The organism is Rugamonas rivuli (assembly GCF_009380165.1).
In the GTDB taxonomy this organism is placed as follows: Bacteria; Pseudomonadota; Gammaproteobacteria; order Burkholderiales; family Burkholderiaceae_D; genus Rugamonas; species Rugamonas rivuli.
Map to the genome: position 1 here is coordinate 465,776 of NZ_WHUF01000001.1, position 12,788 is coordinate 478,563.

The 12,788-nt window shown below is 63.6% G+C and carries 9 protein-coding genes; 5 read left to right on the plus strand and 4 right to left on the minus strand.

The window, feature by feature from the left end; all coding sequences use genetic code 11:
• Positions 1-2: 2 nt before the first annotated feature.
• Positions 3-1,757, minus strand: coding sequence for an allantoate amidohydrolase (locus tag GEV01_RS02075; protein ID WP_152801222.1), 1,755 nt, complete (start codon positions 1,755-1,757; stop codon positions 3-5).
• A 142-nt stretch (positions 1,758-1,899) separates the two neighbouring features.
• Complete coding sequence (locus GEV01_RS02080) at positions 1,900-2,838, minus strand: LysR family transcriptional regulator (protein WP_070267012.1); 939 nt, start codon at positions 2,836-2,838, stop codon at positions 1,900-1,902.
• A gap of 222 nt (positions 2,839-3,060) precedes the next feature.
• Here GEV01_RS02080 and GEV01_RS02085 point away from each other — a divergent pair, with 222 nt between their 5' ends.
• The 5 genes from GEV01_RS02085 (at position 3,061) to GEV01_RS02105 (ending at position 9,455) form a co-directional block, all read left to right on the plus strand.
• A complete protein-coding gene (locus GEV01_RS02085) occupies positions 3,061-4,299 on the plus strand; it encodes a urate hydroxylase PuuD (RefSeq protein WP_152801224.1) in 1,239 nt (412 codons plus the stop codon).
• 14 nt (positions 4,300-4,313) lie between these two features.
• Entirely contained in the window at positions 4,314-5,939 is a 1,626-nt protein-coding gene (locus GEV01_RS02090; RefSeq protein WP_152801226.1) for an HAL/PAL/TAL family ammonia-lyase, read from the plus strand.
• A gap of 213 nt (positions 5,940-6,152) precedes the next feature.
• Positions 6,153-7,454 carry an NCS2 family permease gene (locus GEV01_RS02095; RefSeq protein ID WP_152801228.1) on the plus strand — a complete coding sequence of 434 codons (1,302 nt, stop codon included), beginning with the start codon at positions 6,153-6,155 and terminating at the stop codon, positions 7,452-7,454.
• A gap of 90 nt (positions 7,455-7,544) precedes the next feature.
• Complete coding sequence (locus GEV01_RS02100; RefSeq protein ID WP_152801230.1) at positions 7,545-8,408, plus strand: outer envelope protein; 864 nt, start codon at positions 7,545-7,547, stop codon at positions 8,406-8,408.
• A 177-nt stretch (positions 8,409-8,585) separates the two neighbouring features.
• Complete coding sequence (locus GEV01_RS02105) at positions 8,586-9,455, plus strand: PEP-CTERM sorting domain-containing protein (protein WP_152801231.1); 870 nt, start codon at positions 8,586-8,588, stop codon at positions 9,453-9,455.
• On the opposite strand, the gene GEV01_RS02110 is transcribed toward GEV01_RS02105, so the two are convergent.
• Together GEV01_RS02110 and GEV01_RS02115 are read right to left on the minus strand one after the other, a co-directional pair.
• The gene (locus GEV01_RS02110; RefSeq protein ID WP_152801233.1) at positions 9,429-11,591 is read right to left on the minus strand and encodes a putative bifunctional diguanylate cyclase/phosphodiesterase; all 2,163 of its coding nucleotides are present in this window, start codon (positions 11,589-11,591) and stop codon (positions 9,429-9,431) included. The two genes, GEV01_RS02105 and GEV01_RS02110, sit on opposite strands and share 27 nt — an antisense overlap.
• 128 nt (positions 11,592-11,719) lie before the next feature.
• Positions 11,720-12,775 carry a GGDEF domain-containing protein gene (locus tag GEV01_RS02115; RefSeq protein ID WP_152801235.1) on the minus strand — a complete coding sequence of 352 codons (1,056 nt, stop codon included), beginning with the start codon at positions 12,773-12,775 and terminating at the stop codon, positions 11,720-11,722.
• Between the last annotated feature and the right edge of the window lie 13 nt (positions 12,776-12,788).

Below are 12,788 nucleotides of genomic sequence, written 5' to 3' on the forward strand. Positions count from 1 at the left end.
GCTTACTTGGTTTGGAACTGGCGCAGGAAGTCCAGGAAGATCTGTGCCGATACTTCGGCGTCGTCCGCCGTCATGGTTTCCAGCGGGTTGTGGCTGATGCCGCCGTTGCCGCAGCGCGTGAACAGCATGGCGACGTCGGTCATGCGGGCCAGCGCCATGGCGTCGTGGCCGGCGCCGGAAGGCAGTTCGAATACTTCGACGCCGGCGCGTTCGGTGGCGGCAGCCAGCTGCTTGACCAGCCATGGCGCGCAGGGCGCGGCGGGCGCCTGCATGATCTTGGTGATCTTGAGGCCGATCTGGCGGCGCGCACACACGGCTTCTGCCTGATTGAGGATGTCGGTGACGGCGGCGTCGCGGGTTGCGTCGTCGGCGGCGCGGATGTCCAGCGACAGTTTGCATGCGCCGGGGATCACGTTGACAGAGCCATCCGGCACGTGCAGCTGGCCGACAGTGCCGACCAGCGAACGTTCGCGGCCGCACCGGTCTTCCACGTACAGCACGATTTCGGCGGCGGCAGCGGCGGCGTCTTTACGCATGATCATTGGCGTGGTGCCGGCGTGGCTGGCCAAGCCAGTCAACTCGACCTGATAGCGGCAGCTGCCGGCGATGGAGGTGACGACGCCGGTCGGCAGGCCTTTGCCCAACAATACAGGGCCTTGTTCGATATGGACTTCGACGAAGGCCAGCACGTCTTCCGGCTTGCGCGCCACCGAGGCGATCTTGCTGACGTCATGCCCGGCTGCGGTCAATGCATCGCGCATGGTGATGCCTTGCGCGTCGACCTTGTCCAGCAGCGCCATGTCGAACTGCCCGATGACGGCGTTGGAACCGAGGAAGGTGCTTTGATAGCGCACGCCTTCTTCTTCCGAGAAGCCGATGATCTCCAGGTCGAAAGGCAGGCGCTCGCCGCGTTCGTGCAGGTGTTTGACGACGGCGATAGGCAGCAGGATGCCTTCGCGGCCGTCGTACTTGCCGCCGTTGCGGACGGTGTCGTAGTGGGAGCCGGTCAAGAGTGCCTTGGCGCCCGGCTTGTCCGACTTGTAGCGGCCGACGACGTTGCCGACCGGGTCGATGGCCACTTCCATGCCGGCTTCCTTCATCCACGCCGCCAGCTGGGCGGCGGTTTTGCGGTGGGCGTCGGTCATGTAGGCGCAGGTCAGGTTGTCGGCGTCGTCGCTCCAGGCGCCGATGGTTTCAGCCCATTGCATGATGGTGGCGCCGAATTGCAGCTCCACTTGCAGCAGCACGTTCAGGCGCATCTCGGCGATGCGGCCGATCTGGCGCAGGCACTCGGCCAGTTCATCGTCGCGCTGCGAGCGCAGGCGGCGGCTGAAGGCGGCGATGATCTCCTGGCGCGACAGGCCGTTGCCGGTCGGGCCTTTGACGGCGAGGATGAAGGGGAAGCCGAACTTGCTGTTGTAGTCGGCGTTGAGCTTGTGCAGCGTCGCCAGTTCGTCGGCGGAGCAGTGGGTCAGGCCGGCCTGCGCCTGCTCTCCGGTAGATTCGGCTGTCAGTTCGCCTGCCAGTGCTGCCTTGCCGGCCAGCTCCGGGTGGGCGCGGACCAGGCCCAGTTGTTCTTCTTCGGTGGCTGCGCGGACCACGCCTTGCAACGCCTGCTTCAGCGCGGAGATGGTGGCGAAGGGACGCTGCGCGGAGGCGCGCTGCGGTATCCATGGCGAGTGTTCGTAGAGGCCGTGCAGCAGGGCGGTGAATTCTTCGGCGGTGCTGCGGTTCAGGTGATCTAGTGTGATTGTCATTGTTGTGCAGGCGTAGCCAGTCTCCTCTTGATATAAGGGGAATGATATATGGCGGGGGAGGCTGTTATATACGCTCGCGGCCATAACCGCATTCAGCGCGGGCTTATGGAGAGTGTTGTGGGCGTGCCACGCCCACGGCGGTTTATTTGGCGGTGAGGGCCTGGGCGGCTTGCGTGACCTGGTCGCGCAGCCACTTGTGTTCCGGCGCGTGGTGCACGCGTTCGTGCCACAGCTGGTAGAAGCGCATCGTGGGGAAGCGCACCGGCACGGTGAAGGTCTTGATCGGCAGGTTGCGCTCGTAGAAGCGCAGGTACTGACGCCCCGTGGTGAGCACCATGTCGGTCTGCGTCAGCATGTACGGAATCAGGCTGAAATACGCCGATTCCACCACCACGTTGCGCTGGTAGCCCTGCTGCGCGAGGAAGGTGTCGATCACGCCGTGGAAGCCGGGCAGCGTGGGCGAGGGCGCCACGTGGGGCAGGCTTAGGTAATCGTCCAGCGTCATGTCGTTGGCGCCGGTGCGCTTGGCGTAGGGCGCGTCGGCGCGCATGGCGCAGATGATGGGGTCTTCGAATAGCCGCGACAGGTGCAGGTGCTCGGGCGGCTGCTCCCAGTTACCGATCAGCAGATCGAGTTCGCCGTCGGACAGCATGCGGATCGCGTCCACTTCCGCGCCCAGGCTGTGGATGATGACGCGGCTTTTGGGCGATTCGCGTCGCAAGCGCGCCACAACGTTGGGCAAAAATTGAATATCGAGGTAGTCCGGTGCACCGATGCGGAAGGTGCGGCCTTCTTCCTTGGAGGCGAAGGGCGTCTTGTGCAGGAATAGCTGTCCCACCTCGTCGAGGATGCGTTTGGCCGGCTCCTTCAGGCTCTCGCCGTGCTGGGTAGGCACCATGCCGCGGCCGCCGCGCACCAGCAGCGGATCGCCTGTGAGCTCGCGCAGTTTTTGCAGCGAGGCCGAGATGGAGGGCTGCGTTTGATCCAGTTTCATCGCGACGCGCGAAACGTTTTTCTCGCAGAGGAGCATGTACAGAATACGAATGAGATGCAGGTCTAGGTGGTCGGGTAGTTGTGCCATGTTGGTCTATCTATAACGGTGAGCCTATTTTTAATATACGGCTACTGCCATAAGAAAAGCCAGAATTAGTTTTATCGTTCGTTCCACACCATGCGTGATCTGCGCGTGGTTTTCAATCGGTCGCAGCGGAGCTTTCAACAGTTCGCGGCCAAAAGGGAAATCATCCCAATCGTCTGGAGCGCCCGCGGTGGCAGACGAGCTTAATCCAATCATGGGGACAACATGGAATTGCTCGCTTACGGCGTGGACTGGCTCAATCTATTGGTGCGCTGGCTGCATCTCATCACGGGGATAGCGTGGATCGGCGCATCCTTCTATTTCGTTTGGCTGGACAACAGCATACGCCCACCGAAGCCCGGCTCCGACTTGGCGAAGAAGGGTGTGTCCGGCGAGCTGTGGGCCGTGCACGGCGGCGGCTTCTACAACCCGCAGAAGTACCTGGTGTCGCCGGCCGAGCTGCCGTCGGACCTGCACTGGTTTAAATGGGAGGCCTACGCCACCTGGATCTCGGGCTTCTCGCTGCTGTTCATCGTCTACTACTTCAACGCCCAGGCGATGATGATCGATAAGTCGGTCGCGGACCTGACGCAGTTCCAGGCGATCGGCGTGGGCCTCGGCTCGCTGCTGGTGGGCTGGCTGTTCTACGACGCGCTGTGCCGCTCGCCGCTGGGCCAGAAGGATGGCCTGCTGGGCATCATCATGTTCGTGTTCATCGTCGCCATGGCTTATGTGCTGACCAAGTTCCTGAGTGGCCGTGCTGCCTACATCCACGTCGGCGCCATGATCGGAACCATGATGGTCGGGAATGTGCTGATGCTGATTATTCCTGGCCAGCGCAAGCTGGTTGAGGCTATGGAGCAGGGCAAGTCGCCCGATCCTATCCACGGAAAGAAGGCCAAGCAGCGCTCTGTTCACAATAACTACTTCACGCTGCCGGTGCTGCTCATCATGATCAGCAACCACTATGCGATGACCTACAGCCACGCATACAGCTGGGCGCTGCTGGGCGCGATCATCGCGGCCGGTGTGCTGATCCGCCACTTCTTCAACCTGCGCCATCATGGCCGCACGGCGTGGCAGTTCCCTGCTGCCGGTGTGGCGATCCTGGCTGCTGTGGCGGTGGTGATTGCCCCGCGTCCTGCGGCTGCTCCTGCGCCTGTCGTGGCGGGTGATGCTGCCGGTGCTGCCCACGCCAGCGTGGCCGCCCCAGACTTCAGCCGTGTGCAGGCCATCGTCAACCAGCGCTGCGTCAGCTGCCACGCTGCGCAGCCTACGCAGCCCGGCTTCGCTACCGCGCCGGCCGGCATCATGCTGCACACGCCGGAACTGATCCACCAGAACGCGGCCAAGATCAACCAGCAGGCCGTGGTGCTGAAGGCTATGCCGATCGGGAATATGACCAACATCACGCCTGAAGAACGCTCCGAACTCGGTGCGTGGTTCGCCGCCGGCGCCAACTGACAAGAAGACAGATCATGACTACTACCACCATCAATGGTTTCAACCTGACCGCCGCCCAAGTGGTCGCCGTCGCCCGCGACCACAGCATCGAAGTGAACCTGGCCGCTTCGTCGCGCGCCGCGCTGAAGGAAAGCCGCGACTACATCGAATCCACCTGGATGCATGACGAAGCGCCGATGATGTACAGCTTTAACACCGGCGTCGGCATGCTGAAGGACACCCGCGTCAAGGTGCAGGACATCGTGCTGTTCCAGACGCAGCTGATCAAGGCCCACGCCTGCGGCATGGGCGAGCCGTTCTCTGAAGAAGTCAGCCGCGCCACCATGCTGTTGCGGGCCAACGCCTTCGCCAGTAACTACTCGGCGCCGCGCGTGGAGGTGGTCGACCGCCTGCTGGCCTTCGTCAACGCCGGCATCCATCCGATCATGCCGCAGAAGGGTTCCGTCGGCGCGTCCGGCGATCTGGCGCCGCTGGCCTACCTGGCGGCCGCCATCGCCGGCTTCGACGAAGCGGAAGTGATGTACAAGGGCCGCCGCATGTCGGCGCCCGACGCGATCCGCGAATCCAAGGTCGGCCCGGTGGTCTTCGAACTGAAGGCCAAGGATGCATCGGCGCTGATCAACGGCTGCACCGTCTCGCTGGCGGTGGCGCTGCTGGCCGCCAGTGATGCGCGCAACATGCTGTCGGACGCCTGCCTGTCGCTGGGCCTGACGCTGGAAGCGATGCGCGCCGAGATGTCGGCTTTCGACCCGCGCATCCACGAAGCGCGTCCGCACGCGGGCCAGATCAAGACCGCCGCCATCATCCGCGACCTGCTGGATGGTTCGACCCGCACCACCCACGAGGCGCGCGCCGTGCAGTTCCCGGAAGAGCTGCGCCGCACCGACATCCCGTACACCGCCCGCATCCAGGACGTGTACTCGCTGCGCTGCGCGCCGCAGGTCTACGGCCCGGTGTTCGACGCGCTGGACTACATCGACACCATCCTCGACAAGGAAGTGAACTCCGCCACCGACAACCCGCTCATCTTCGGCAAGGACGGCGGCGGCTTCGAGATCATCTCCGGGGGTAACTTCCACGGCCAGTACCTGGCGCAGGCGATGGACCTGCTGGCGATGGCCGTGGCGGACCTGGGCAGCATCGTCGAACGCCGCGTCGCGCGCCTGATCGACCCGACGCTGTCCTGGGGCTTGCCGCGCAACCTGATGTCCGGCGTGCGCGGCGTGAACACCGGCTACCCGGTGATGCAATGCTCGCTCAGCTCCCTGGTGATGGAGAACCGCACGCTGTGCATGCCGGGCAGCGTCGACTCGATTCCGGCCAAGGGCAACAGCGAAGACCACGTCTCCAACTCCACCTGGTGCGCGCGCAAGGCCGCAACTGTGGTATCGAACACACAGTACATTGTCGGCGTAGAAATGTTATTGGCCTCCCAGGCGCTGACCATGACGGAAAACCTGCTGCCCGGTTTTGTGCTCGGCAAAGGCACGCAGGCGGCCTACGAATCGGTGCGCAGCCAGATTCCGGCATGCCTCGACGGCGACCGTTGGCTGCACAACGACCTTGAAGTAGCGCGCTCCTTCATTGTGAGCGGCTCGGTGCGCAAGGCAGTGGTATCGAAAATCGGCGAATTCGTTTAAACCGGCGGCACACAGCACAGGGGAGGATCAACAAGGGGCTACGCCGTCATTCCAGACGGCGCGTCCCGACTGTTATAGGCCATAACAGATAGCAGGTATGCCACCAGACTAATTTCACGCAGTGGCCCCTGAGATAAGGTCGATGCCGATTGTTCCCATGTTTAATCGGCGGATGACACACATAAGCAGTTAAAAATAGAACACGGAGACGTTATGTTATTTCTAGAGAAGTACTTCAAGCTGAAAGAGAATGGGACCGACGTGCGCACCGAATTGGTCGCAGGTCTGACCACCTTCCTGACGATGGCTTACATCATCTTCGTCAACCCCTCCATCCTCGGCGACGCCGGCATGCCCAAGGGCGCCGTGTTTGTCGCCACCTGTATCGCGGCCGCATTGGGCTGTCTGATTATGGGCCTGTACGCAAACTATCCGATTGCTATGGCGCCGGGCATGGGGTTGAACGCTTACTTCGCGTATGTGGTGGTCAAGGGCATGGGCATGCCGTGGGAGATGGCGCTGGGCGCGGTCTTCATCTCGGGTTGCCTGTTCCTGTTTGTCAGCGTGTTCAAGCTGCGGGAGATGATCGTCAACGGCATCCCGCATTCGATACGCACTTCGATCACCGTCGGCATCGGCCTGTTCCTGGGCTTGATCTCGCTGAAGAGCGCGGGCATCGTCGTCAGCAGCCCGGAGACGCTGGTCAAAGTGGGCGACCTGCATTCGGCGCCGACGCTGCTGGCCATTGCGGGCTTCTTCATCATCGTCGCGCTGGACCGCCTGAAGGTAAAGGGCGCGATCCTGATCGGCATTCTGGCCGTGACGGTGTTGAGCTTCTTCGTGGCCGGTAACAAGTTCAATGGCGTGGTCGACATGCCGCCTTCGCTGGCGCCGACGCTGTTCAAGCTTGATCTGATGGGCGCGATCTCGGTCGGCCTGCTGAACGTGGTGCTGGTGTTTTTCCTGGTGGAGCTGTTCGACGCCACCGGTACGCTGATGGGCGTGGCCAACCGCGCCGGCCTGCTGGTCAACGGCAAGATGGAGCGTCTGAACAAGGCGCTGATGGCTGACAGTACCGCCATCCTCACCGGTTCGCTGCTGGGTACTTCGAGCACCACGGCCTACATCGAAAGCGCGACCGGCGTGCAAGCGGGCGGCCGCACCGGCCTGACCGCCGTCGCTGTCGGCGTGCTGTTCCTGGCCTGCCTGTTCATCTCGCCGCTGGCCGGCGTGGTGCCCAACTACGCCACGGCGCCTGCGCTGCTGTACGTCTCCTGCCTGATGCTGCGCGAACTGGTCGACATCGACTGGTCCGACACCACCGAAAGCGTGCCAGCCGCCATCGCGGCGCTGACCATGCCGTTCACGTACTCGATCGCGCTCGGCGTGGCGTTCGGCTTCATCTCCTACGCGGTGCTGAAGCTGTTGACCGGCCGCGTGCGCGAAGTGCGTCCAGTGATCTGGGCGATCGCTTGCGTGTTCACCTTCAAGTTCGTCTACCTCGGCGCAGGCTGAGGCTTTAATCCCTAACGGCTGATACCTGCCGGCGCCTTCCACGGCGCCGGTGGGGACGGTCACGTCCGCATACTTTGGAAAAAAACTAAAATGAAAACGAGACAAATTCCGCAACTGTTCTGCATCGCCTTTATGAGCCTGGCCGGTTCGGTCCACGCCGCCGACTGGAGCGACACCTCGGTCAGCTGGCGCTACGGCAGCGACTATCGCGAGCCGTTCAACCCGAACGACATCGCCAAGAACATCGTGGCGCTGACCCACGTCAGCGGCTACAAGTACGGCACCAACTACTTCAACGCCGATTTCCTGATGTCCGATAAAAACGATCCGGCCTCGCTGACGCAGAAGTCCGGCGCCAACGAAGCCTACATCCTGTACCGCAACACCGTGGACCTGAGCAAGGTGACGGGCAGCGAATACAAGTTCGGCCCGGTGCGCGGGCTGGGCATCACGGGCGGTTTCGACGTCAACACCAAGAACGATGTGGGCTACAACTCGCGCAAACGCATGTTCGTGCTGGGGCCGACTTTTATGTGGGACGTGCCGGCCGGCCACTTCAACACCAGCCTGTTCCTGCTCAACGAGAGCAACGCGCCGAGCGGCGCCTTCCCGCCGATCTCCACCGTCACTGGGCGCTATACCTACAAGACGCATGCGATGCTGTCGTCGGAATGGGGCATCCCGGTGGGTTCGCTGTGGGCCTTCGAGGGCTATGCGAACTTTATCGCGGCCAAGGGCAAGGACGAAGTGGGCAACGATACCGGCGCCGAGACCAATATCGACATGCAGCTGATGTTCGACGCGGGCGCGGCGATCGGCAAGGCGAAGAACACCTTCCGCATCGGCGTTGAGTACCAATACTGGCGCAACAAGTTCGGCAACACCTCGGCCACCACCGGCGGCCAGGGCTACGTCGCCAAGACGCCGATGATACGGGCCGAGTACCACTTCTAAGCGGCCGCGGTCGGATAAGCAAGGGCAATCGTGAGGTTGCCCTTTTTTATTACCTCCTGTCGCTGTGTCGGTTGCGCTTACAGCGTGGAGCTGGCCAGCCTTGCCGTAGCAGTGCGCCGGCTGCATGGAACCTAATTTGCTTCTTCTGCTGGGCGGCATACAACCCAGGAGATAGCCATGAAATATTTTCCGATGAACGTGTTTTCCCTGAAGCGAGGCGCGATGTGTGGCGCCTTCCTGCTGACGCTCGCCGGCGCGGCGTCGGCGGACCCAATGCATGTGAGCGACGGCTTGTTCGGCCCGACAGAGTGGACGGCCTCGCCAACCAGCGGCGCGCCGGCCCGTTCCACCGTGAGTTCCTCCAGCTTCAACGTTGGCGCACCGGGCGGCACCCGTTTCTACGTGGAGCAATCGACCGGCGGCGCGCCCAGTGCTACGCTGGGCAACACGCTGAACCTGATGTACGACCTGGGCAGCTTCACGCCCGGCGCCAGCGGCACCAGCGGATTGTTCTTTGACGTGTTTTTTCAGAACGGTAGCGCAGACTATGTCGTGCATATCACCGACAGCGGCATCCAGTCGTTTGAAAAGAGCAGCGGCGTGAGGTCTCCGGTCAATGCTGCGGGCGGCTTCGACCTGAGTTCGCCGGTGTGGTCCGCGCTCGACGCCGGCGACCTGGCACTGGCGAAGTTCCACGCCGGCGCCAGCATTGGCTCCAGTCCGAACTATGCCGCGCCGCACCTCATCGTTGAATTCGACCTCAGCGTGGACACCACCGCCGGCGCGACGCTGGCGGCCTTGCCGCCGGACGGCTTGTACAGTCCGGCCCCGTCGTTCTGGTCCGGCTCCCTGGGTGGGGTGGGGCGCCCAACCATCGTGGTGGGGGCGGCGATCTTCCAGCTTCACGCCAACGGCACGACGGCGGTGACGCCGGTGCTGGGCCCGGGCGGGCTGCCCGCGCTGCAGCCGATACCGGAACCGGGCACCCTGCTGTTGCTGGGCGCCGGGTTCCTTGGAGTGTTAAGCGCAAGCCGTCGCCGCCGGTGAAGCCTCGGCCAGCCAGGACTGGAAGGCCGGCAGCGGTTGCGGCCGGCTGTACAGATAGCCCTGGTAGGCGTCGCAGCCCAGCTCGGCCAGCAGTTGGCGCTGGGCCTGCGTCTCGACACCCTCGGCGATGACGTCCAGCCGCAGGCTGCGCGCCATGGCGATGATGGTTAGCACGATGGCCTGGTCGTTGGGATCGCTGGCCAGGTCGCGCACAAACGACTGGTCGATCTTCAACTGGTCCAGCGGCAAGCGCTTCAGGTACTGCAGCGACGAATAGCCGGTGCCGAAATCGTCGAGCGAGAACTTGATGCCGAGCGCCTTCAGCGCCGTCATGCTGGCGATGGTGTCCTCGATATTGTCCAGCAGCAGGCCTTCGGTCAACTCCAGCTTCAGGCGCGCGGGCACAATGCCGTAGCGCTCGATTGCGCTGCGCACCCGGGCGCAGAAATCGGGCTGGCGGAACTGCTTGGCGCTGACATTGATCGACAGCACCAGCTCGCGCGTGGCGGCGTCGTGCTGCCAGTCGCGTAGCTGCCTGCAAGCCTGCTCCAGCACCCAGTCTCCCAGCAGCAGTATCAGTCCGGTTTCCTCGGCCAGCGGGATGAACTGGGCCGGCGAGATCGAGGCGCCGTCCGGTTTGATCCAGCGTATCAGCGCCTCGGCCCCGGTGGCGCGGCCGTCGGCATCGACCTGGCCCTGGTAGTACAGCTCGAACTGCTGATGGTCGAACGCCGTCCGCAACTCGTTCTCCAACTGGGCGCGGGCGCTGAGGGTGTCCTGCATGCGCTGGTCAAAGAAGCGCATGCCGTTGCGGCCCGCTTGCTTGGCCTGGTACATGGCGATGTCGGCTTGCATCAGCAGCTCGTCGGGATGTTGGCGCTGCTGGTCGTGGAACAGCGTGGCGCCGATGCTGGGCGTGCTGTGGCAATGGTGCGGGCCGAGCTGGTAGGGCTGGTTCAGCGTCGCCAGGATCTTGCTGCCCAGCGCCTCGGTCTGGGCGGCCGCTTCCAGCGCGTGGCGGCTCATGCCGTCGATCAGCACCACGAACTCGTCGCCGCCCAGCCGCGCCACGGTGTCGGCCTGGCGCAGGCAGGTGCGCAGGCGCGACGCCACCTGTTGCAGCAGCAGGTCGCCGGTGTTGTGGCCGAGCGTGTCGTTGAGCGTCTTGAAGTTGTCGAGGTCGATGAACATCAGCGCGCCGTAATTGCCGTTCAGCGCACTGGCGGCCAGCACCTGGCGCAGCCGGTCCATCAGCAGGCGGCGGTTGGGCAGGCGGGTCAGCGGATCGTAGAAGGCCAGGTTCTTGATTTCATCGTTGGCCGCCTTGCTCAGCGTGATGTCGGTCAGCGCCGCGACGTAGTGGGTGGTGCGGCCATCCTCGTCGCGGACGGCGGCGATGTGCAGGCGCTCGGGGTAGATTTCGCCGTTCTTGCGGCGGTTCCAGATCTCGCCCTCCCAGGTGCCGCTGGTGGCGACGGCCTTGTGCATGGCCTGGTAGAAGGCGGCGTCGTGGCGGCCCGAACTGAGCATATTGGGGCGGCGGCCTATGACCTCGTCGCTGGCGTAGCCGGTGATGTTGGTGAAAGCCTGGTTCACCTGCACGATGTTGCTGTTGGCGTCCGTCACCATCATGCCTTCGGTGGATTCGAAGGCGATGGCGGCGATGCGCAGCCGGGCTTCGTGCTGGCGGCGCTCGGTGATGTCGCTGTGGGCGATCACCACGCCGGCCGTGCCGGAGCGCAGCGGCGTGACGCTCATGCTGAACCAGCGTTGCTGGCTCGGCGTGTGGCAGGCGTATTCGAGTTCGAAACTGGGCGCCTCGCCGGCCAGTACCTGTTCGATGCCGGTGCAGGCGCGGTTCGCGCAGTCGGCGTCGTCGCCGGTCGTCGCGCGGCACACGGCCAGATAATTGCTGCCGATCTCGGCGCAGCCGAGATGACCCGTGTTGTCGCGGGCAAAGTTGCGCCAGGCTTCGTTGATGGCCAGGATGGTGCCGTCCAGACCCAGCACCACCACCTGGGCCGGCAGCGCGTCCAGGATGGCGCAGGCGAAGTGATGGCAGGCGTGCAGCGCGCCGTTGTGCCATGGGCATGGCGGCCGATCCGCATGCAGTGTGTGGGAGTGGGGGTGTTCCATGTCGCCGCCTTGCCGATGTGATTTGAGAATGACATGCAGCGTATCGATTTACATCAAGAAAATAATTGATGTAGATCAAAGAATCGGCGTTAAAGTTGCCCGAGGAAAATACTAGCACATGGCAAGTCTCAGGCGGCGGCCTGTATGGCCCCGGCCAGCACGTAGCGGTTCTTGCCATGCCGCTTGGCGAGGTAGAGCGCCTCGTCGGCGCGCTTGTAGCTGACCGACAGGTCGCTGTCCCTGTCGAATTCGGCGATGCCTATGCTGACGGTGCGCGGTGGATGGGCGGCGGCGCGCACGCCGTCCAGCAGCGCGGTGGCAAAGTCCAGCGCGTCGGCCGCCTCGCCGCGGAACAGTACGCCGAACTCCTCGCCACCCAGCCGTCCCGACAGGTGGCCCATGCCCAGCTTGCCGATCACCCCGGCCGTGTGGATCAGCACTTCGTCGCCGGCATCGTGGCCCAGCGTGTCGTTGATTTTCTTGAAGTCGTCGATGTCTATCATCAGGAAGAACAGCGGAAGCTGCGACGGCAGTTGTTGCGCGCGGCGTGCTTCCAGCGTGAATTTGCGGCGGTTGAACAAGCCGGTGACGACATCCTTGTAGGCGATCTCCGCCAGCTCGCGCCGCGCGCTGTGGCTGCGCACGCGCAAGTTGAGGAAGTAGGCGTGCAGATAGATCGCCATGGCGAAGCTGCTGCCCATGACCAGCAACGACAGGTTGAAGCTGAGCTCGCCCGGTCGGGCCGGGAAATTGCCGATGGTAAGAATGGCCCACACGCCGACGGCGGCGCCGATGTAGTTCAGCATGCCGCCGAAGATGGGCGCGGCCGACAATGTCAGCACGGTGCCGACCGGCAACACCCAGAACGTCGGGTCGGGGCAATAGGCGGTCAGCAGGCGGAAGGCGAAGGCTGTGGAAGTGGTGCCGATGATGCCGGAGACCACCAGCGCCTTGACGGAAGGGGCACGCAGCGAGATGAGCAGGCTGAGCAGCATGCCGGGCAGGCCGAACAGCACGCTGGCCTGCAGCGTCTGCCCGCTGGCAGCGAGCATCAGCGCCGCCACGAACCAGCTCAGTATTCCTACGCTCTGGGAAATGATGGCAACCGGACGCAACTCCGAGAAGAACAGTTGCTGTTCATCGTGGTCGCCGCCGTAGTAGGAATAGGGTAGTAGTTTGCGCATGCAGTCTCGAGGC

Bases quoted from the DNA above. Each gene is read 5' to 3' on its own strand.
- GEV01_RS02100 (WP_152801230.1), top strand. From the start codon at position 7,545: ATGAAAACGAGACAAATTCCGCAACTGTTCTGCATCGCCTTTATGAGC.
- GEV01_RS02080 (WP_070267012.1), bottom strand. From the start codon at position 2,838: ATGGCACAACTACCCGACCACCTAGACCTGCATCTCATTCGTATTCTG.
- GEV01_RS02090 (WP_152801226.1), top strand. From the start codon at position 4,314: ATGACTACTACCACCATCAATGGTTTCAACCTGACCGCCGCCCAAGTG.
- GEV01_RS02095 (WP_152801228.1), top strand. From the start codon at position 6,153: ATGTTATTTCTAGAGAAGTACTTCAAGCTGAAAGAGAATGGGACCGAC.
- GEV01_RS02105 (WP_152801231.1), top strand. From the start codon at position 8,586: ATGAAATATTTTCCGATGAACGTGTTTTCCCTGAAGCGAGGCGCGATG.
- GEV01_RS02110 (WP_152801233.1), bottom strand. From the start codon at position 11,591: ATGGAACACCCCCACTCCCACACACTGCATGCGGATCGGCCGCCATGC.
- GEV01_RS02085 (WP_152801224.1), top strand. From the start codon at position 3,061: ATGGAATTGCTCGCTTACGGCGTGGACTGGCTCAATCTATTGGTGCGC.
- GEV01_RS02115 (WP_152801235.1), bottom strand. From the start codon at position 12,775: ATGCGCAAACTACTACCCTATTCCTACTACGGCGGCGACCACGATGAA.
- GEV01_RS02075 (WP_152801222.1), bottom strand. From the start codon at position 1,757: ATGACAATCACACTAGATCACCTGAACCGCAGCACCGCCGAAGAATTC.